This window comes from Acidocella aquatica (assembly GCF_030160635.1).
GTDB classification, from domain to species: domain Bacteria; phylum Pseudomonadota; class Alphaproteobacteria; order Acetobacterales; family Acetobacteraceae; genus Acidocella; species Acidocella aquatica.
Map to the genome: position 1 here is coordinate 1 of NZ_BSOS01000106.1, position 19,744 is coordinate 19,744.

The following is a 19,744-nucleotide window of genomic DNA, read 5'->3' on the forward strand; positions in this document are numbered from 1 at the left end:
CTTTGGCGACGAACTCATCAAGCAATCGCGCAAAAGGCACACTTTAAATCAAAAATGCAACTGTAACGCTAGCGGTAAGTGCCAGGGTTTCCCCGTCGCGCTTAGTGACAATCATCGTAGACACAACAGACTTTTCCTTCGGCTATAGATCAACAGATGGCACCGACGTGCCCGTCTTCCCACGATGGCGATCAGCGTTTTCTGTATGTAAGCCAAGCCTTTGCTTTAGGGAGAAAGGCGCTCCGCTTTTATTGGCAACATGCCGTGCGCGGCAACTATTTGTCCGTCCTAACCCGCCATCATGAACTGGGCCTGAACAGGCCCCCGATAATCCATGCCAGCGTTAGTCGTGCACTGGGCAATACCTTCGCGCATCGCCTCAATCAGCGGAACGGTTTCGAGAGGTGACGTCGCCTGATACAAGACGCCGAGGGCCAGCGCCCGTTCGGCTCCAAAGCGCGGAAGCAACGTCGTTACCACGTTGAGCCCCGGAGCGAAGCCAGCAGGCCCCACGGCATGTCCCTGCCGACGAAACAGCGAGACATTTGCACGGATCTCAGCTTGCTTGAATTTCGATTCTGCCGGCGCCTCGGCGTTTAATCGCCAGAGCATTCGGCCAGCCTGGTCCGGAGGTAGAGTTGAGAGCAAGAGTTGTCCCGCAGTACTCGCCGACAGCTGCTCCGACGCGCCATAGTCAATGTTGCCCACCATAGGGTCGGCTCCAGAAGAAAAATGGAAGACCTGCACGTAGGTCCCAACCATGCCGAACAGAGCAACGCTGTTGCGCGTGGTACGCGCCAAGCGATCCATTAAGGCGAACAAACGCCCGTCGCGGATAATTCCCGGCTGAGCAGATGTCCCTAACGCCGCTAGGCGGGGGGTCGGTGAATAATAGCGGGACCGCGAGTCCTTATAGAGCAACCCCATTTCGACGAGGCTCGACAGCAATTCAGACGTGCTGGATTGTGGCCGTCCATACCGTCGAACAATATCCATAACCGTTGCTTTTCGGCTGGTTTCATTGAAAAATTCAAAAACTTCGATCACGCGTTTTGCAATTTTCGTCTTATTCGGTTCAAGCGCTGTGGCCATGCCGTTTCTCCCCTTTTTTAGTCTGGACTAATTCATGTACCCGAGAGCGGCACGGCGTCAATAAAAAAATGATACTATCTCTCTTTTTAATGTGAGCTGGATGGCGTTGGCCTTTTGGGCCTAGATCGCCAGGGCGATTTCCTGGACGTCCGATTGATTGGTGCCCGTCACCGGGCTCTAATGCAGCCGAGATCATCCGGGCAGAAAATCATCTGCCCTTAAATTGAGGTTTTGTGACTATGAAAGTCCGTATCGAGAAGGCCCAGTGTGTCGGTAACGCCCGGTGCCATGCCGTGTCGGAGCATCTATATCCGCTCGATGACGAGGGCTACATTGCCATCGAAGGGTTTATCGTACCTCCCGGAGGGGAAGAAGCCGCCCGCAGAGGCGCAAAAGCTTGCCCCGAGCGAATCATAGTGATTATCGAGGACTAGCACTACTTTGGTATATTTTATTGACTTCGGTTATTTTTAGGCTTCCCGAATCGGCTTTTGACTGATTCATGGGTGGTCGGCATTGATGAGGCTGACCATGGCGCGCCCGCGATTGGATTGGACCGACGAGATTGAGCGCTGGCTTGAACCGTTTTTGGATGCGCTTGGATATAGCACGCGCCGGCGGATGTGCCCTGCCTATGTGGCTGGGCTGATCGGCCCTGGGGATCGCCTGGAGCGCCGCGTCAGGGACGCCAGGATTGGCCGCTTTAAACCAGTCTGCGACTTTGACTGGAACTGGCCGAAGCGTTGCGATCGCACAACCTTCGAAGCTTTGATGACGCTCGACTTTCTCAAGGACGCCACCAATGCGCTGTTGGTCGGTCCGAACGGCGTAGGCAAATCGACGTTGGCCCGCAATCTTGCCCATCATGCACTCGTTCACGGCCACACCGTGCTGTTCACCAGCGCCGGACAGTTGCTCGGCGAACTCGCGGCACTGGACAGTGATTCCGCCCTGCGCCGCCGCTTGCGGCACTACGCCGCACCCGCGTTGCTGCTGATCGATGAGGTCGGCTACCTGTCCTACTCAAATCGGCACGCCGATCTACTCTTCGAACTGATCAGCCGGCGTTACGAACAAAGAAGCACCGTGGTCACCACCAACCGGCCCTTCGCCGAATGGCGCGACGTCTTCCCGAATGCCGCCTGCGTCGTCTCCATGGTCGACCGGCTCATGCACAATGCCGAAATCGTCGCCATCGACGGCGAATCCTATCGCGTCAAAGAGGCCATGGAGCGCGCCGAACAGCGGGAAAAACAACGCCGCGGAGGAAAATAATGGCCAAAGACAAAAGGAAAAGGCGGCGGCGGCATAATCCCCAGACCGCTGCAACCCAGTCGACCCGACCAACCACACGATCTCATAGCCAGGGCCGACCGCTCATCCTCGCCATTGAGATCCCCACCTACTGGACCCCCGAAGAGGCGCTCGCCGTCTTCGAAATGGTCGACGCGTTGCACGACCGGATCTGGTCAATCTACCACAACGAACTGCAGGACTTGATCCGCCAACAGCAACAAAGCCATACCGCGGAACCGTTCCAAATCAACGACGACGACCTGCCGTTCTAACAAACTACAATCAAGCCAGAAAAAACGCCGGTTCAGCCGCCGTTTAAATCACGTCCGTCCGAACCCAACACCGGCAAATATCTACGGATCGTGACCGGCGCTAACACGGATAGCCCTTCACCCCGGTGTAGGCCCCCATGATCGCAGAAAGATCAAGCTCTTCACTAACCAAATCGCGGACCAGGTGAGCCGGATGACCGGCTGGAACAAAGTCCACCACCGAGGGAGGAAGCAACCAGACCTCATCGGTCTTCCACGGACGAAACACTTTGCTCATACGCAAACAGAATCATGCCGCTAACCCTTTGTCGAGCAAAATCAGCCGTTACCAGGACAGGCTCCTAGGGCAATCTACAACTGCCCTAGCGGCACCCTCTCAGCGCAGCGGCTGGGGCCGGAACAAACGGGGGGGCAACAGGAAGCTCGCGAGGGCCGGCAAAAGAACCATTGCCCCAATCATGTTCCAGAGAAACATGAATGCAAGGAGCAAGCCCATATCAGACTGAAACTTGATTGGTGCAAAAATCCAGGTGCTCACGCCAACGGCCAGAGTAAAGCCCGTCAAGAGCACAACTTTGCCTGTAGACATCAGCGTCAAGTAATAAGCTTCCGAGAGTGGCAGTCCGCGGCGCAGGAAACTCAACAAGATGCTGAGCACATATAGTGCGTAATCAACGCCAATACCAACGCCAAGTGCCGAGACCGGAAGCGTCGCGACTTTGATGCCTATATTGAGCCACACCATCAGGGCCTGCGCAAGGATCGAGGTGATAACAAGCGGAATGACCGCGCAAAGCACGACGCGCCACGACTTGAAGGTTATAAAACAGAATATCATAACCACAGCATAGATCAGCACCAGCATGATGTTGTTGGCCTGGGCAACGACGATGTTGGTTGCTGCTGCAATGCCGGCATTACCGCCAAGCAGCGATAGTTTGAAGTTCGGCGATTGATTGGCGGGATCAACGATGAATTTATGTGCCGCGTCAACAACGGCTGTAAGCGTTTCCGCCTTATGGTCGGTAAGTGAAATATAAATCGGATCAAACGAACAGCCGAAATTCGCCAGCCGGCGTGGCAGGAATTCCACCGTCTGATAGAGCAGGTCATTATCAGGCTCCAACCCGACCCATTTCGGGGCCCCTTCCGTCAGTCCCGCCGCCACGTAGGCTTCGAAGTCTGCGATCGAACTGGTGGATGTCACCTGTGGCATTTGCCGCAATTGCCATTCCAGGCGGTCCATGACCGAGAGTGTCGGATAGTCGAGGCAGTGATTCGACGCCGTGTCGTCCATGACAACCAACACATCACTGCCAACCGCATAGTGTTTGATAATGAACGCATTGTCCTTGTTGTATTGCGAATCCTGCCGCAACTCAGGAGCGCCCGGTTGCAAGTCGCCAATTTGGACATGCCGTCCGACACTGTAACCAAAAACAGCGATCAAAAACGCTCCAAATATAGCGAACCCAGCAACGCGACGGCGCGTGAACAAATCAAGAAATGCCCAAACGGGACTTCGCTTATTTGAAACACCTGCCCCGGTGCGTAAGCTACGCAAGGCCGCCTTTGGATTAACGCCAATATAGCTAAGCGTGATCGGAATAAGGATCAAATTGGTAATTACCAGCAGTGCTACACCGATGGTCGCTATTGTCGCCAATTGCTGAATTGCGCCAATGCGGATCACCATGAGCACAGCAAAGCTCGTGGCATCGCACATGAGCGCCGCGAAACCAGCTAGGAATAAACGGCGGAATGTGTAGCGCGCGGCGACCAGGCGATGCGTCCCACGGCCGATATCCTGCATCACGCCATTCATCTTTTGTGCGCCATGGCTCATACCAATCGCGAAGACGAGGAACGGCACCAGCACAGAGTAGGGGGTAAGATCGAGCCCGAGAAGCGTGAGCAGTCCCATCTGCCAGACAACGGCAGTAAGCGATGCGATGACAACCAGAGCGGTCGAGCGGATGCAGTGGGTGTACCAGAAAAGCGCACAGGCCGTTATGACGATCGAAACCAGAAAAAAGGCTAGAATCTTATCAATGCTGTCGATCATGTCGCCAACCACCATGGCGAACCCGATGATGTGCAAAGTCACACCCTGAGTGGCATATTTGTCCCGGATTTGATCGAATTGGCGGGCCAATATCCCATAATTAACCGGCTGTTTCTGGCCAATTTTCAGCAGCAACGGCACATAAACCATACTTGACTTGAAGTCGAGGCCAACCAGCTGGCCAATCGTACCGGAGTTCTGAATATGGGTCGCTACAGTCTGAAGAGCCGCCGGTGAACCGTCATACGTCATGTCGATGACCGAACCGCCCGCGAGGCCATCGGGCGTTATTTGTTGCCAGGAGGTCTGCGGACTCCAGAGCGATTGCATGTAAGGGCGATTAACGCCCGGCAACAGGTACACCTGATCATTAATTTCTTGTAGAACTTTCAGGTAATGCGCATTCAGGATGGTCCCCTGATTCGCCACCACCGCAATCTGGATCGCATCCGAAGAGTTCGCCAGGTCGTCATAGTGTTTGAGGTAGTTGACGATATAGGGCTGATGCACCGGGATCATCTGCGAATAATTAGCTGAAAGATGGACTTTGAATGCCTCAGTGCCGAAGAAGATCGTGAGCACAGCGCAAAACAGCATGATCGCCGAACGATTATTGAACAGGATGCGCTCGAGAATAGAGCCTGAATTTTTGTCAAAATCGTTCAGGTCAGCGATGACGGGCGCGACATTCATCTTATTCAACTTGGGCTACATCCTCTGATTCGTCCGGATCACACCGGATCGGATTGTTTCTACTTAGAAACTCAACATAAAGTGACACTGAAGAAGCATCGAAAACACGGTCGGCACAAATTAGGCTGGGAATGAAGAAAGATCGAGAGGAATGATCCCGGCCATGGAAAGCAGGAGGAAACGCGGGCCATCGATGGGTTGCAAAGCGTTGACCGACATCAGTGGATTACGCATCACAAGGCTGAAACTCTGGCCGTTATCCTTACTCACCCAAAGGCCTCCGCCGGAATCCCCCGCCACAAGCGGCCCTGAAGCGAGACGCACCACGGCATTAATGTTATCCGTTCCAGCGAACTTGCACGGATTCCAGGTTTTACCCGCATCCGCGCTGAGGTAGGCACTCCCCGAAACACCGTAAACCAGAATGGCGCCACCTCCGACATCAGTGATCCCGAACAAGGTGGCCATTCCAACTTGAGCGAGCTGTGGAAAACTCTGTCCCCCATCAGTTGAACGGAAGATCAGCCCCTCCTCCCCAACAACATAATAGGCGCCTCCGATTGCGGCGGCATCATAAATATTATGGCTCATTGGATCGCCAATATGCAAACTCCAATCAGTCCAGCTTTTGCCGCCATCGGTGCTGTAATCTGCAAACCTGTAGGAACCGAAAATCAGGACTTTGCTCGTGCTGATCGGCAACACGGCGAGCATCGGCTTGTCCGGCCCACTCTGCGTCAGGATCTGGGCGCGGCGCGTGGCACGCACAGCCTGATCCGAGCCGGCAGGCTGGGAGGCGACGTAGACCTGCGTCGCCGTGTTCATGAGGTCGATCTCTTCGAGCCCATCAAGCTGCTTGACCCAGGTCTTCCCGCCATCCTGTGTGCGCAGAACGACGCCCAGACTGCCGGTGGCCCAACCAACTTCTGGCGTGACGAACGCAATGTTCGTAATCGTCACGCTCGCTGGCACATCAGCCTGATGCCAGGTCTTCGCGGCATCATCAGAATACACGATGACGCCGTGCTCGCCGCCCACAAGCAAACGTGACGCAGCGCTCGCCCCGGCCACAGCATCGAACCCGGTGAGGTTACGAATCGGGATGGCCGGAAGAGATATCTGTGGATAGGCTGGGAAGGCCTGAGCCGGAGGTCCCGCAAACGCCGCGGCTAGAGAGCCACCGAGTATCGACAATAGCATTTCGCGGCGATGGAGCATTATATTCTGGGTTTCCGTTCGAACTGATCTTTCGGCGTGCATCCGACGTGACGTTCCTCGCAGTCGTGTTCGGCCAGCCGCCGCATCGGCTCCTAGATGCCCCATTATCGGAGCGCTGACAATATATCAGAGCCGCCGTACTATTCATTTACATTGCGATATCGATTTTAAGTAGGTATTTTGTCCGTGCTACGTGAACTTTTTCAGGCACAATCATGTGCGTGGCCGCCAGCTTCAACTCCCGTCAAAAAGGCATTCTGATCAATAGCACCGCCGCTGCGAACGATTTCTCTCAGCCGCCGATTGGACGCTTCCCTGTTGCCTGCTTTCAAAGTCTCGCCTGCGAGTCCCAGCCGCGAAACGCAACGCAGCGACCGGCAATCTCCCCATACAATCCATTCTTTTCATAGGCTTAACTGCGCATGAGCCAGGAATGCGAAAGCTCTTCAAGACTGGCCAAAGTTACGTTCAACACAGCCTTACTCGGCATGATGCCTTCGCGTAAAAGCAGATCAAGCGGCAATCGACAGACTCCATCGCTCTGCTGGGCGCACCTGCCCTGATCGCGATAAAGCCGCCAGCTCGGCATGAAGCAGAAACCTTATCGCGCATTTTCTGAATGCTATCGCCAGGACGATTTCCTCGTTGGCTGGTTGATCGGATGGTCCGGTTCTGGCTTTGTTTCGTCGTGCTGGCTGTCCAGGCGGTTCGTCATGCCCAGGATGCACCGGGCTTGACAAGCTTGTGGCACCAACGCTGCTCTTTACCAATGCCGCCACGGCAGCTTATATCGGCACGTCCTACCGCCGCACGCAGGGCACAGCCAGCGATGTGCGCCGCAACGTAGACGCCAATCGCGAAATTAATCCTCCTCGTACCCCATGCCCCGAAAGAGAGTATCATGAACGAAGCGCCACACATGCTCATTGAAGAGGATGGCGCCATCCTCATCGCCAGTCTCAACCGTCCGGAAAAGCTGAACGCGCTTAGCAGCGAAACGCTTGCGACGTTCGACGCGGCATTGCATCGCTTCCGTGATACCCGCGCGCTAAAAGTGATGCTGATACGCGCTTCCGGCCGTTATTTTTCCGCCGGCGCCGACCTGCGCGAGAACGCGCCAGGCGCCCCTCCCGCCACGGGCTCTGGCATACGGGAAATGCACAGGCTCACGCTTCATGGCATGCACCGCATCTACGACGAGATGGAGCATATCGAAAAACCAATTGTTGTCGCCCATCAGGGTACCTGTGTCGGAGGCGGACTGGAAATGTCACTCTCCTGCGATTTTCGGCTTGCAGCCGAGAGTGCGCGCTATAGTTTTCCCGAAGGCAAGTTCGGCGTTTTGCCTGCCTCCAATGGCGTCAGCCGCCTTACCCGCATCGTCGGCACACATTGGGCACGCTATCTGATCATGGGCAATTTCATCGCCGATGCTAATAAGGCGCTCATTATGGGCCTGGTCCATGAAGTCTGGCCCGATGAGGGGTTTCAGGAACGCGCCTTGGCGTTCTGCCGCCATTTGGCCGGCAATAGCGGCGAGCAGATGGGAACCGCCAAGATCGCCATCGAAATGGCATATGATCTCGGACCGGAAATGGGCCGGCATGTGGAGCGCATGGCCAATAGCGCGCTGATGCTGGCACCCGACTATCTCAGTGGTATGAAGCAGCATGTCGGCAGCATCGGCAAAAAAGACTGATCCACAAAAATGAGCGATAGCAACCGAGCGGCGCTGGGGCGTGAAACTTTCAACGCCATCCTGGGCTTTGAAGCACCGGCAATGCCTGCGACGCCATTTGCGGAGGCGGCGCAGAACTTCGTCTTTGCCGAAACCTGGAGCCGCCCGGGACTAGACCGGCGCTCACGGCGCTGGATCACCCTCGCCTGCGTGGCTGCTGCAGGGGCTGCCACACCCATGCGGGTTTATGCCAAAGCGGCGGTGGATAGTGGAGACATAACCATGGCTGAACTGCGCTAATTCGTTCTGCAAATCGCGGTGTTCCAAGGTTTCCCCAAGGCCGGCGAGTTCGAGCTTATCTTGAATGAGCTACAGGCAGCAGCGGCGGATGACTGCCCTTAAACGGCTGCTGCCTTCGGCGCTGCGGCTCTAACCTTGCACCGTTTCCATAAGCCATTGCCGCGCGCCGCTTATGAAATTGCACGCGATCTCCGTTTTCGGCGCCCAGGCCTCAAATCCATGTGGCGCGCCGGGAACGGTAACCATCGTTACGGCAACGTCAGCCTCCCGCAACCGTCGCGCATAGTCGAGATCTTCGTCGTGGAACAGGTCGATCTCGCCAACACCGATCCAGGCCGCTGGCAGGCCGTGCATATCCTCCCGCCGCGCCGCCGCAGCATAGGGTGGGATAATGGGCGTACCGGGCTCTGTGGACACATACGAACGCCAGCCAAACGCGTTATTGCGATTAGCCCAAACAAAATGCTCGAGACCATCAAGCTCCCGCCGTGCGGCAGTACGATCATCCAATGCTGGGCAAAACAGCCATTGCGCCTTTGCGCCGATACCACCTGCATCACATACGCGCTGTACGAGACTAGCCGCCAGCGCACCGCCAGCACTTTGGTCGCCGATGATAACCGAATGCGGATCAACCCCCAGGCTTGCCGCGTTCTCCTGCAACCATAGCCAAGCGGTGTAACAATCATCCAGGGCGGCAGGAAACGGAAACCGCGGCGCGAGCCGGTATCCCGCGGCGATCACCGGAATGTCAACCAGCTTGGCCGTCATCGCACAGAAAAGGTCATCCTGCTTGGGCCGGCCGATCAGAAATCCGCCGCCATGTATCCAGAGCAGGGCGCCGGCTGAGCGGCGAACATCCGGCACATGAATTCGTAGCCCCGCGCCCGCGTCATCAACGCGCCGTAGCTTCACGCCCTCAACATGCGCCGCCGGCACCATGCCGAGAAGCGCCTGGATTAACCTCCTGCCCCACCAGCTGGCCAACGGCATTGGCGGCAATTTGCGGACAGCGCTCTGGAGCTCCGCCGAAACCTTCGAAATTTCCACTCGTTTTTCCTATCGGGACCATGGGCTGTTCGCGGGCGGGGCAAAATACACCTGCATGATTAGACGATCCGCACGCCCGGATAATCGCCCAGGATGATGCTTTCCATGTCGCCATACCCCGTGTTTTCACCCTCGCGGATGCGAACCGGACGATCTCGGATCTGCCAGCGATAACTCTCCGCCAGTTTCTCAGGGTTATTAACGTCATCGACGCACTCACCGTCGAGAAAATTTTCACTCTTGTAACTACCGTGGATCTGCCCCTTCCAGGCGCCATACATTCCCGGCAGCAGCCGGAAGCCCATCTCGGGATTAATGGCTTCCACCTCGAATACTCGCTTCACCATCGATGCGCCCTTGCCCGCCAGCAGAGCGGTGATCCGTCCGCGCATCGCGCCCCTGTCCGACTGGCGGTAATCCATCTCGGGATAAAGATGGAGGATCGGGATCTGCCGCCCATCGCTTTCATTGATATAGCCGCTAAAGAATTCCAACTCACCACCACCGCCGAAATCGCGGAAGTAATAGGCAAGGTCGTAGCTGGTGCCATCCGGCCGGTCGATCTTCGATACCAGCCAGTTGAAGTGGAAGGCCGAGCCTGCCTTATTGCTGCTGGTGGCGCCAACGCTGCTGGGGACAAGGTCAGCTGGATCGAGGCCGACATGTTCACGGATGCCCCAGCTGCGGTCGCGGAAGGCGTACCACTCGTCCGGATTCACGGTGATCCGTTCGCCGTCGATCTCGATCCAGCCGGAAACTGTGCCCGCCTGATGGTACCGGATAACATCGGACGCCGTGCGACCGCCGTGGATGACAGTATCGCGCTTTTCAAAGAAGGCGGGCATGGTGGCGTGAAACGTCAACTCAAAATGGATCGGCTGTGCGGCGTTTTCTGCGAGGGTCAGGCGGATCGCCTTGAACGGCTCCAGCACCTCATAGCCGAGCGGGCCGACGGACATGTCCTCAATGCGTGACGTGAGCACCCGGCTGGCGCGAACGGTGCGTTGCTGCCTACCGCGTTGGATGCCGGCAAAACCGTCGATGATGTTGCGATTGGTATATTTACCAAGTCCAAAATTGGCCTGCATCTGGCCATCCTTGCGCATCAGCGTGAACCAGGCCTTCTCGGTCCAGGCACGGTCCGCTGTGCCGACAGCCGCATGGGTGTTGACGATCTGATGATTAAACTGTTCGTCTGACGCAGTAAGTGGTGCGATTGTCGGGATCATATCCGTCCTTTCGAGTCCGGGAACTGGCCGCTGCTGAGCATGGCCTCCATGACCCCGAGATAATAGGTGAGGCTTTGCTTGAAGATGATAAGCTTCGGATCGACGCTGCGTCCGGTTTCGTACATGTTCGCGGCTTCGGCGATGATGGCCGCGAGCTTACCAATTTGCGCTGTTTCGTGCCAGAAAATCCCCTCCGCCGAGCGGCCCGAGACGTCCGACCACAACGCAATGACCTCATCGCGCGACAACATGCCAGACAGCTTTGGCCCACGGGTAGCGGCATGGTATTCGCTTTCGAACGCGTAGAGCAAGTAACCGAGATTCGCGAGCGGCTCGCCGTTGAGCGCCAGCTCCCAGTCGAGCACTGCCGTGACGTGGCCGTCCTTCCACATCAGATTCGACAGCTTGGTATCGCCATGGATGATCGCGGGCGGACCGCTGCGCGGGGCGGCAACGGTAAGCAGGCGGTCAAACAGGGTGACAAGCGCGGGACAGCCAGCCGTTTTGGCAAATTCACGCCACATGCGTGCATCATCTTCAGGGGTCACGACCAGCCCCAGAATGTCTAACGGTGCCAACTTTGAGAGCGCGGCAAAGGCCGAAACCCAATTACGGCAAACCTGATGACGCAAACCATCGGTGCCGTCGACAAACCAAGGCGGCATCTTCAGGTCATCAATTGATGCGCCCTCGACGCGCTCCATGACAAAAAACGGAACGCCCAGGACTGAGGGGTCGGCGCAGTTCATCACAATGCGCGGAACCGGAGGCGCACCTGCACGGCCCCCCAACTCCTCATAAATACGGGCCTGGGTAGTTACATCATGGCCTTCGAGCATGGCTCCGCCGGAAGGTGGGAGGCGGAGGATAAGATCGAGGCCCTGTATAATATATGTTTCGTTGGAGAAACCTGTTGTGATTGGGGAAACCGCCGTGATCTGTTCACCGCCGGGCAGGGTGCGGCGCAGCGTCTCAAAGACCTGCGTAAGATCCGTCATTGCAACGCTCCCGGTCCGCGCCACGCCGCAGCAAATTTTCGCACGTCGCTTCGCGCTATGGTTTTAAAAAGCTCACTCCCGGCCAAGTCGCCCCCTAAATCACACCATCCGGTGCGCAATTTCAAAGATTTGCAAATACCTGCAGCAATCATGCTTCGTTAGTAAAAATAATTGTACCCGCCGCGCTGAACATGCTGCCGATTCCATGGCAAACTGAAATCTTTGCCCCCTCGATCTGGGCCGCAGCGGCGCCGCGCATCTGCCGTACGCTCTCCTGCAAGGCAAACATCCCATACATTCCGGAATGCTGATAGGAAAGGCCGCCCCCATTGGTGTTGACCGGCAATGCGCCTCCGATCGCGGCACGGCGTTCGCGGTAAAAATACTTGGCCTCGCCGCGTTTGCAGAAGCCAAGATCCTCCAAGGCGTAGAACGGCACATGCGCGAACGGATCATAAAGCATGAGATGATCCACATCCGTATGAGTTATGCCAGCCGATCCAAAAGCTGCTTCACCCGATAACCGGAAGGCGCGCGAGGTGGTGAAATCGTGCATCATGCTGACGATCGGATGCTCCACACCTTCACCGGTGCCCATGATGTAAACCGGCTTGGTTGGAAAATCCTTGGCTCGCTCGGCACTGGTAAGGATCAATGCGCCGCCGCCATCGGTCACCAGGCAGCAAAGCAGCCTACGAAACGGATAGCAGATCATCGGCGAGCCGAGGACCTCATCCACGGTGATGGGAACCTTCGTTTGGGCGCGGGGATTCTTCAACGCCCATTCGCGCTGGATCACCGCAAGAAGAGCCAAATCTTCTTCCGTCGTCCCTGTTTCCTTCAGGTAGCGCATCGCCGGCAGCGTCACCTGAGTCACTGGCACGCCCAGGCCGTAAGGCGCTTCAAACTGGCCGAACAGGCTCGCCGGGTTTTCCGCATAGCGCGCCGGCGCCACCTGCGAACGGCCGGACTCGCCATGTGTGATAAGCACAGTGGTACAATAACCAGCTGCGATTGCCGCTGCCGCATGCCGCACATGCAACATGTAGGAACATCCACCGACATTGGTGCCGTCCACCCATTTCGGGGTAATGCCAAGCGAAGCCGCCACTGACCACGGATGCTCACCCGCGGTCGCAACGCCATCGATGTCCTTCGGTATCAACCCCGCATCGGCCATCGCATTCAGAGCCGCATCGAGGTTAAGGCCGAGATTGGAGAGTTCGGGGACCACCCCCATGCGCGTCGTTTCGGCGGCGCCGACAACAGCAATTGACTTCGATTTCACCGCTCAGACCTCCGCTTCATGAGAGAGCGGCTTAAAGAACGGCAGCGTTATGGTTTCATTTTGTACCTCGAATACCACCTGCAATTCCATGTCCAACTGCAGCGCCTCAGGCGTCTGCGGACAGCCAATGATGTTGGTCATCATGCGCGGTCCTTCTTCCAGGGTAACCACGGCTATCGAATGTGGCTCGGTGCCCATATCCGGCCGCGGGCGATGATTGATGATATACGAGTAAAGCGTTGCACGGCCGCTCGCGGTAAAAGCGTCCAGGTCCCGGCTAGTGCAATGCGGGCAAAACGGCCGAGGCGGAAAATAGACCTGATGACACGCGCGGCAGCGCTGTAGACGAAGCTCGCCCGCCCGGCAGCCATCCCAGAAATTCTGTGTCTCAGGGGTTGGCAATGGCCGCGCACTTCGCATTTTTTCTTCCCTCTCGCTTGTCCGTGCATCTCGTCCCGCTCAACATCACTTGCCTGCAGCGCTATTTTTTCGGTTTAATTCTTCGGCGCATACCGCAGGCGCAAAGCTTTCTTATCCGGCTTGCCCACCGTCGATAACGGAATGGAATCAACGAATTCAACCGATTTCGGCGCCTGAACCGAGCCTTTCCGCTCTCGCACCATGGCAATCAGGATTTCGGGATCAAGTATTGCCCCCGGCTGCAACACCACCACTGCCTTAACAGCCTCGCCCCATTTCGGGTCAGGCACGCCGATCACGGCAGACTGGCGTACCAGCGGATGCTCGGCCAGCACATCCTCAACTTCACGCGCGAACACGTTAAAGCCGCCCGTGACGATCATATCCTTCTTGCGATCGACAATGCGCAGGAAGCCGTCGGGGCTGCGCACGGCGACATCGCCCGTGTGCAGCCAGCCGCCCTCAACCACCTTGGCCGTTTCCTCCGGCATATTCAGGTAGCCGCCCATCAACAGCGGACCACGCACACAGATCTCGCCTGGATCGCCGTCCGCGACCTCATTCATCGCATCATCGAGCAGCGCGACCCGCATGAGCTGCGTCGGCCGGCCGCAGCTCGCGAGCCGCAGCGGATCGTTCACATCATGCTCGTCACGGCGCATGACAGTTACCGACATCGGCGCCTCGGACTGACCGTAAAACTGGAAGAAGATCGGCCCCAGTTTCTCGATCGCCTGCTTCAGCCGGGTGGGAGAAAACGCCGATGCGCCGTAAAAAATGACTTCCAGGCTGGAGAGGTCGAACTCGCCAAATCGGGAATGGTCGATCAGCGCGATCACCATTGTGGGCACCATCAGCACCGAGGTGATACGATGCTGCTCAATCGCCTGCATCACGCCAACCGGATCGAAACCCGGCAGCACAATCATAGAACCGCCCTTGACCAGTACCGAAGTGAGCACGGCCGCTCCTGAATGGCTAAGCGGCGCGCAGATCAGGTGGCGCACCTCTTTTGGCCACTCCCAACTCACCAGCTGGATGATCGCCGATGTCGTTGCCGTCCGGTGCATCGTCATGATGCCTTTGGGCTTACCGGTGGTCCCACCGGAATAAGCAATTCGAAACAGCGATTCGGGATCACAATACGGCGCAACCAGCGGGCGCGGGGCGATGCCGGCGACCTCGTCGGCCATGGGCCGGCCCAGTTTACTCTCCCCAAGCGCGAGCAGATGCCGGAGACCAGGTGCACGCTCCTTCAGCGCGGCCGCCATGTCCTCGTAGTAGTCTGCATCAAAGACCAGCGTGTCGATGCCTGCATCTTCCAGGACATAAAGGTAATCATCGACAGCACCCATCGGATGCAGCGCGGTATTGACGATCCCGGCGAAGTTCAGGCCGTTCGCCACGTACAGCACTTCGATCCGGTTGCGCGCGAGAATCGCCGCCCGCCGGGGCTTCGGCTCAAGGCCTTCAAAATATTGCTGATAGCGGGTGATCTCTGCAGCGAACCCGCCGGCGGTCAGTTTTTCGCCAGCTGCGCCGGTCACAACCAGCCGGCCAGTGTCGATGGACAGCGCCTGCGCGATCATGTCCATCGTCGTGACAGGCTGGCGAACAATTTCGTCGATCATGCTCACGTCGCCGACTTGACGATATTCTTGGGCACCAGCGTCGGCTGACCATGTAGCAACTGGTTCGCGATGATCGCATAATGCATTTCCGTCGCACCCTCGGCCACGCATTTGGCCCGAGCATCGCGCATGTAACGGTTCACCCCGGTCGAGTTCATGATGCCGCTGCCACCCCACATCTGCAGCAGCTTCACGCAGACATCAAACGCCGTCTCGCCGATGAACGCCTTACAGATATTTGGTTTCTCGGGCGCCATGGTGCCGGCTTCAAATTCGCGGACAGCGGTGTAGAGTAAATCCCGGCACGCGGTGATCTTGGCGTGGGCCTCGGCCAGCCAGTAGCCGATCGGCTGCAGTTCCGCCATGTCCTTGTTGTACAGCCTGCGCTGCTTCACGTAGTCAATGGTCTTGTCGAACAGCCCCTGCGCGCAACCGACCGAGGTGGCGACATGAGCGAACAGATTTGCATGGTTCGCCGCCCGGTGCGAGAAGCCGCCGGTCAGCAGATTGCCCAATATGTCGTCCTCTATGAGGAAGACACTATTGAACGAAATTGGCCCGGTATTGGTACCACGCCATCCAAGCTTCGTCTCATAAGGCTCAACCCGGAAACCCTCGTCCTCGCGCTCGACGATGGCGCAGCCATAGCCCTCATTACCGTTGCGATCGCGCGACTTACCCATGACCAGATAGGTTCCGGCAGTCCCCTGGGTACAATACAGTTTGGAACCGTCAATGCGGTAGCCATTGCCGTCAGGCAGGATCTTGGTCAAATGAGTGGCGATATTGGCAGCCCCGCCGGGCTCACTCTGCGAATAAGCCATCAACCGCTCGCCGGAGGAATTCTTCGGAAGAATACGCTGTTTCTGCTCCTCCGTGCCGAGGATCTCGACCGCCTTTGGGCAAAGAACCATCTGCACGGTCAGCATACCGGCAAAGGAGGGGCTCGCCTTCGCCAACTCCTCGCTCACAAGACAGACCGAAACAAGATCCGCGCCCGAACCGCCATATTCCGGCGACGTATAGAGACCATACAGCCCGAGCTCGGCAGCCTTGGCAACCAGCGAGTCCGGTGTATGTTCGTCGAGGTCGATCTGGTTGGCAATCGGCTCGATTTCTTTCTGTGCAAAAATCGCCGCCATGTCACGCAACGCGCGTTGCTCGTCCGTCAACCAATCCATGTTATCCCCTCTTCTATTATCGACGCCTCAGACCTAGTCGCCTTTAAATATGGCGCGCCAGATATGCGGCCTCGTGAATCGCATTGCCGTAGGATCGTGGCGTGCGCGCATCGCCCACCACCTGCACCCTGAGCCTGCTGCCCAGCAACGCACGCGAAAGCGGATCATAGGCAACCCGGCCGGGCGCAAGCACAAGGGCACCGCATGCAATATTTTCCTTGCGACCGTCAGTATGGCGAGCCTCCACCGAACCATCGGCGACGCTGATAAGCTTGATGCCCTGTTCCAGCACCAGGCCCGCCTGGTCTGCCCAGCGCAGCACCGTCTTCGCGCGCGAGCCGATATATCCGGCAGGCATGAAGGCAGGGTTGGCATCGAGCAACCGCACCTGATAGCCCGAGCGGACCAGGTCCAGCGCAAGTTCGATGCCTTCGCCAGAACCGTAGATCACAATGAGCTGACCGGCGGCCAGTGTCTTCCCCCTCCCCAGCACATCATCGATGGTCATCGCGAAGCCATGCTGCATCGCCGCGTCCAGACCCTCGATGCTCGGCAGCGCGGGCCTGGCGCCGGTTGCCACCACGACGAGATCGGGCTTCTCGAATATTAGCTGCTCGGCGGTCACGACCTGACCCAGCCGGACGGTAATGCCGTATTTCGCGACCATCAATTTGTGCCAGTCAGGCTGGTAGGCAATCTGCTCCATATTCGGCAAATTCTTGTAGTTGCCCGCCCAGGCCATCACACCGCCCAGTTGGTCGCCGGCTTCGTAGATTGTCACGTCATGGCCGATCTCATGCGCGGTGATGGCAAACTCCATGCCACCAGAACCGCCGCCAATGACTGCAACCTTTTGAGGCGCCAGGGTCTTTTGCAGCGCATAGTCGCGGTTACGGCCGAAAGCAGCGTTCTGCGCTGAGCCGGCGATGCCCTTGGCAAAAATGTTTCCGGTCATCAGCGAGGCGCCTGTGCGCGTGGACTTGCGAATCTCATGTTCGCGGCCCTCGGCAATCTTCCGCGGGAAATCGGGGTCGTCGAGCGACTGGCGGCAAGAGGCGAGAAAATCCGCAGCACCCTCCTGGATCATCTGGCGCATCTGCGCCGGCGTGTTGACGTTACACGACCCCATCAACGGCATATCGATACCCTTTGCCTTGAGCCCGGCGCGCAGCCGTTTGATAAACGGCAGAGCTACCATATTGGGGACATAGAACCCGCCGCCGATCACTTCGCCCGACGACAACTCAGGATCCCGGCTCTTGGCCGGCAGCATGGAGCCGAAGGTGCAGTCTATCGCGTCGATGCCAAGCGCGTGGAGGCGCGGTGCATAATGTTCGACGAAATAATCGACATCATAGCCATCCTCGTAATTCTCGTCGCAGCACATGCGCGGGATAAGTGGGAAATCCTTGCCGCATAATTCCTGAGTACGTTGCAATATCTGCTCGCAGAACAGGAGCCGATCTGAATACGCATCGTTGCGACCTCTATTCTCGAGCAGCGACAGCGTTACGTGAGGCAGCGATCCGTGGCAGAAATGATAGGAAATATAATCGTAGCCTGCTTCTTTCGCGCGCCGGCCCGCCTGTGCAAATTCCTCAACCAGTTCCTCATAGACCTCCGTCGGCACAATGCCTGGCTGCGAATTGCCGATCGGGTACTTGCCGGACGGCCCCCAGGAGACGGTGCCCGGGATCCAACCTTTGCCCGGCTCGATCGGGAAGGTCGCGCCGACGCCGGGGATCAGGCCGCCGTAGAAGAGCTGAATCCCCGCCAGCGAACCATTATTATGGATAACCTCTACCAACTCGCGATGGCTGATGATATATGTGTCATCGTAGATACCGAACATCCGCTCGTTGATGAGCCCGTCCCAGCGCACACAGGTCGCACCCACACACACTGCGCCATAACCGCCGGCCGCCAGCGCCTCATAGGCGCCCACCGCCTGCCGCGTAATATAGCCCCGCTCGTCGGACATATTCATCGTCGTCGGTGCGTGCACCATCCGGTTCTTGAAAGTCAGCCGTGCGGTCGAAAACGGTTGGAGCAAAGAGTCGGTCAATGTAATCCTCAAGAGTTTAGAGCGCTCGCGCGCGCAATTTATGGCAACCCAATGGTCATGCAAGCCTCGCCTAAGATCAAGCCAAACGCCCAATCATCCGTCGGCGCGATGAATCGCGGCAGCGTTTGGCACATCGTCAAGCACATAAGAGATTGCCGCCTATATGACGGGGGGCTTTGAGAACACTAGATGAACGCGCGCACACCGAAATCCATCGCGCAGGCGATATAGCGGTCGCCTATCGTTCTCTCACCAGCGTTAACAAGATTTGGGCAATTAGCCAATCACCACGGAAGCACATTCCAGCTCCATTGGAAGCTTGACGCCGGGCGCACCGCCTTATCCATGTCAAAGCTGAACTTCGGCATACGCGCCAAGAACGTGCGTACAGCCTCGGTCACTTCCATACGCGCCAGATGCGCACCGATGCAGAAATGCATACCATGTCACGCAGCATGCGGTTGCCATAAGGCGGAAATGCCAGGGTAACTTTTGCCAGCAGCTCTTCATTGCCTTCGAGTTGTTCACGCATATTGCCGATGAGCCATTCGCGGATGCGCTGGTTCTCGCCATCGAGCGAGCCCTTCTCGTGCAAGTTTGGATCCTTACGCATTTGTGGTAGCAGGCCGTCCGACGTCGTCCAGAGGAGCAGGAAGCGATACCATTTGTTGTAGAACGGAATGTTGGCAAGGCCCCACTTCACATCATCCGGTACGGTCTTGGAAATCAGCGGATTCGGGCGGACCCAGTGCGGCGAGCACTGGAACACGGTGAGGTGGCCCACCTTGTCCGCAAGCGGGAGCGATCTGCATGCCACTGGCACCCATGCCGATCACGGCGACAGTCTTACCGGTGACATCGACGCTGTGATCCCAGCGCGCGCCTTGGAACATCAGGCCATTGAAATCCCTTATCCCCGGAATATCGGGATAGGCCGGAATGTTGAGCAGGCCAGCGGCACTGATCACCACATTCGCCCGCACCTCATACTTCGAGCCATCCTTGCGCCGGATGCTGATGACCCACCGGCCGTCTTATCCCAGACCGTCGAAATCACTTCCTCCTCAAAGCGGATGTGATCGGCAATACCCATCTCGGCGTAGCACGTCTTGATGTAGGACTGGATGTCCTCGCCCCGGGTAAAATAATGGTTCCAATTCGGCTCCATGCGGAACGAGTAGGAATAGAAATGGTTCAGCGTATCGTAAGCGATGCCCCGCGGCCCTGTGATTTAGCTTTGACTTTTGCGTCAGGGTGTGGCTGTCGGT

At 57.4% G+C, this 19,744-nt stretch carries 19 protein-coding genes; 5 read left to right on the top strand and 14 right to left on the bottom strand.

The window, feature by feature from the left end; all coding sequences use genetic code 11:
• Positions 1-288: 288 nt before the first annotated feature.
• Positions 289-1,092 carry a helix-turn-helix domain-containing protein gene (locus tag QQJ84_RS18990; RefSeq protein ID WP_284259905.1) on the bottom strand — a complete coding sequence of 268 codons (804 nt, stop codon included), beginning with the start codon at positions 1,090-1,092 and terminating at the stop codon, positions 289-291.
• 239 nt (positions 1,093-1,331) lie between these two features.
• Here QQJ84_RS18990 and QQJ84_RS19550 point away from each other — a divergent pair, with 239 nt between their 5' ends.
• The 3 genes from QQJ84_RS19550 to QQJ84_RS19000 all read left to right on the top strand — a co-directional run bounded on the left by QQJ84_RS19550 (position 1,332) and on the right by QQJ84_RS19000 (position 2,660).
• Complete coding sequence (locus QQJ84_RS19550) at positions 1,332-1,526, top strand: ferredoxin (protein ID WP_408862248.1); 195 nt, start codon at positions 1,332-1,334, stop codon at positions 1,524-1,526.
• An 85-nt stretch (positions 1,527-1,611) separates the two neighbouring features.
• Complete coding sequence (locus QQJ84_RS18995; protein ID WP_284259906.1) at positions 1,612-2,367, top strand: ATP-binding protein; 756 nt, start codon at positions 1,612-1,614, stop codon at positions 2,365-2,367.
• A complete protein-coding gene (locus QQJ84_RS19000; RefSeq protein WP_284259907.1) occupies positions 2,367-2,660 on the top strand; it encodes a hypothetical protein in 294 nt (97 codons plus the stop codon). Before QQJ84_RS18995 ends, QQJ84_RS19000 begins: the two co-directional genes overlap by 1 nt.
• A 100-nt stretch (positions 2,661-2,760) precedes the next feature.
• On the opposite strand, the gene QQJ84_RS19005 is transcribed toward QQJ84_RS19000, so the two are convergent.
• From QQJ84_RS19005 to QQJ84_RS19015, 3 genes are all read right to left on the bottom strand, one after another.
• Positions 2,761-2,937, bottom strand: a complete 177-nt coding sequence (locus tag QQJ84_RS19005) for a hypothetical protein (RefSeq protein ID WP_408862249.1) — start codon at positions 2,935-2,937, stop codon at positions 2,761-2,763.
• A gap of 99 nt (positions 2,938-3,036) precedes the next feature.
• Positions 3,037-5,418 (bottom strand): efflux RND transporter permease subunit, encoded by a 2,382-nt coding sequence (locus tag QQJ84_RS19010; RefSeq protein ID WP_284259921.1) that lies wholly within the window; start codon positions 5,416-5,418, stop codon positions 3,037-3,039.
• 120 nt (positions 5,419-5,538) lie between these two features.
• A complete protein-coding gene (locus QQJ84_RS19015; RefSeq protein WP_284259908.1) occupies positions 5,539-6,636 on the bottom strand; it encodes a WD40/YVTN/BNR-like repeat-containing protein in 1,098 nt (365 codons plus the stop codon).
• A gap of 901 nt (positions 6,637-7,537) precedes the next feature.
• Here QQJ84_RS19015 and QQJ84_RS19020 point away from each other — a divergent pair.
• Complete coding sequence (locus tag QQJ84_RS19020) at positions 7,538-8,335, top strand: enoyl-CoA hydratase/isomerase family protein (protein WP_284259909.1); 798 nt, start codon at positions 7,538-7,540, stop codon at positions 8,333-8,335.
• A gap of 9 nt (positions 8,336-8,344) precedes the next feature.
• Complete coding sequence (locus QQJ84_RS19025) at positions 8,345-8,614, top strand: carboxymuconolactone decarboxylase family protein (RefSeq protein WP_284259910.1); 270 nt, start codon at positions 8,345-8,347, stop codon at positions 8,612-8,614.
• A gap of 129 nt (positions 8,615-8,743) precedes the next feature.
• On the opposite strand, the gene QQJ84_RS19030 is transcribed toward QQJ84_RS19025, so the two are convergent.
• The 10 genes from QQJ84_RS19030 to QQJ84_RS19555 all read right to left on the bottom strand — a co-directional run bounded on the left by QQJ84_RS19030 (position 8,744) and on the right by QQJ84_RS19555 (position 19,459).
• Positions 8,744-9,664 (bottom strand): alpha/beta hydrolase, encoded by a 921-nt coding sequence (locus QQJ84_RS19030; protein ID WP_284259911.1) that lies wholly within the window; start codon positions 9,662-9,664, stop codon positions 8,744-8,746.
• 59 nt (positions 9,665-9,723) lie between these two features.
• The gene (locus QQJ84_RS19035; protein WP_284259912.1) at positions 9,724-10,893 is read right to left on the bottom strand and encodes a hypothetical protein; all 1,170 of its coding nucleotides are present in this window, start codon (positions 10,891-10,893) and stop codon (positions 9,724-9,726) included.
• Entirely contained in the window at positions 10,890-11,891 is a 1,002-nt protein-coding gene (locus QQJ84_RS19040; RefSeq protein WP_284259913.1) for a phosphotransferase family protein, read from the bottom strand. The genes QQJ84_RS19035 and QQJ84_RS19040 overlap by 4 nt, the downstream gene beginning before the upstream one ends.
• Before the next feature lie 148 nt (positions 11,892-12,039).
• Positions 12,040-13,071, bottom strand: a complete 1,032-nt coding sequence (locus tag QQJ84_RS19045) for a thiolase C-terminal domain-containing protein (protein WP_284259914.1) — start codon at positions 13,069-13,071, stop codon at positions 12,040-12,042.
• Positions 13,072-13,182: 111 nt separating this feature from the next.
• Positions 13,183-13,599: a Zn-ribbon domain-containing OB-fold protein gene (locus QQJ84_RS19050; RefSeq protein ID WP_284259915.1), complete on the bottom strand. Its 417-nt coding sequence runs from the start codon at positions 13,597-13,599 to the stop codon at positions 13,183-13,185.
• 74 nt (positions 13,600-13,673) lie between these two features.
• A complete protein-coding gene (locus tag QQJ84_RS19055) occupies positions 13,674-15,230 on the bottom strand; it encodes an AMP-binding protein (RefSeq protein ID WP_284259916.1) in 1,557 nt (518 codons plus the stop codon).
• Positions 15,231-15,232: 2 nt separating this feature from the next.
• Positions 15,233-16,411: an acyl-CoA dehydrogenase family protein gene (locus QQJ84_RS19060; RefSeq protein ID WP_284259917.1), complete on the bottom strand. Its 1,179-nt coding sequence runs from the start codon at positions 16,409-16,411 to the stop codon at positions 15,233-15,235.
• Positions 16,412-16,454: 43 nt separating this feature from the next.
• Positions 16,455-18,476, bottom strand: coding sequence for an oxidoreductase (locus tag QQJ84_RS19065; RefSeq protein ID WP_284259918.1), 2,022 nt, complete (start codon positions 18,474-18,476; stop codon positions 16,455-16,457).
• A 397-nt stretch (positions 18,477-18,873) separates the two neighbouring features.
• Positions 18,874-19,260, bottom strand: a complete 387-nt coding sequence (locus tag QQJ84_RS19070) for a hypothetical protein (RefSeq protein ID WP_284259919.1) — start codon at positions 19,258-19,260, stop codon at positions 18,874-18,876.
• Positions 19,181-19,459, bottom strand: a complete 279-nt coding sequence (locus QQJ84_RS19555) for a hypothetical protein (RefSeq protein WP_408862250.1) — start codon at positions 19,457-19,459, stop codon at positions 19,181-19,183. The genes QQJ84_RS19070 and QQJ84_RS19555 overlap by 80 nt, the downstream gene beginning before the upstream one ends.
• Positions 19,460-19,744: the final 285 nt, after the last annotated feature.

Excerpts from the sequence above, each read along its gene's own strand:
- QQJ84_RS19550 (WP_408862248.1), top strand. The coding sequence starts at position 1,332 with ATGAAAGTCCGTATCGAGAAGGCCCAGTGTGTCGGTAACGCCCGGTGC.
- QQJ84_RS19050 (WP_284259915.1), bottom strand. The coding sequence starts at position 13,599 with ATGCGAAGTGCGCGGCCATTGCCAACCCCTGAGACACAGAATTTCTGG.
- QQJ84_RS19010 (WP_284259921.1), bottom strand. The coding sequence starts at position 5,418 with ATGAATGTCGCGCCCGTCATCGCTGACCTGAACGATTTTGACAAAAAT.
- QQJ84_RS18990 (WP_284259905.1), bottom strand. The coding sequence starts at position 1,092 with ATGGCCACAGCGCTTGAACCGAATAAGACGAAAATTGCAAAACGCGTG.
- QQJ84_RS19015 (WP_284259908.1), bottom strand. The coding sequence starts at position 6,636 with ATGCTCCATCGCCGCGAAATGCTATTGTCGATACTCGGTGGCTCTCTA.
- QQJ84_RS19055 (WP_284259916.1), bottom strand. The coding sequence starts at position 15,230 with ATGATCGACGAAATTGTTCGCCAGCCTGTCACGACGATGGACATGATC.
- QQJ84_RS19000 (WP_284259907.1), top strand. The coding sequence starts at position 2,367 with ATGGCCAAAGACAAAAGGAAAAGGCGGCGGCGGCATAATCCCCAGACC.
- QQJ84_RS19060 (WP_284259917.1), bottom strand. The coding sequence starts at position 16,411 with ATGGATTGGTTGACGGACGAGCAACGCGCGTTGCGTGACATGGCGGCG.
- QQJ84_RS18995 (WP_284259906.1), top strand. The coding sequence starts at position 1,612 with ATGAGGCTGACCATGGCGCGCCCGCGATTGGATTGGACCGACGAGATT.
- QQJ84_RS19025 (WP_284259910.1), top strand. The coding sequence starts at position 8,345 with ATGAGCGATAGCAACCGAGCGGCGCTGGGGCGTGAAACTTTCAACGCC.
- QQJ84_RS19020 (WP_284259909.1), top strand. The coding sequence starts at position 7,538 with ATGAACGAAGCGCCACACATGCTCATTGAAGAGGATGGCGCCATCCTC.
- QQJ84_RS19040 (WP_284259913.1), bottom strand. The coding sequence starts at position 11,891 with ATGACGGATCTTACGCAGGTCTTTGAGACGCTGCGCCGCACCCTGCCC.
- QQJ84_RS19005 (WP_408862249.1), bottom strand. The coding sequence starts at position 2,937 with ATGAGCAAAGTGTTTCGTCCGTGGAAGACCGATGAGGTCTGGTTGCTT.
- QQJ84_RS19035 (WP_284259912.1), bottom strand. The coding sequence starts at position 10,893 with ATGATCCCGACAATCGCACCACTTACTGCGTCAGACGAACAGTTTAAT.
- QQJ84_RS19045 (WP_284259914.1), bottom strand. The coding sequence starts at position 13,071 with ATGGCCGATGCGGGGTTGATACCGAAGGACATCGATGGCGTTGCGACC.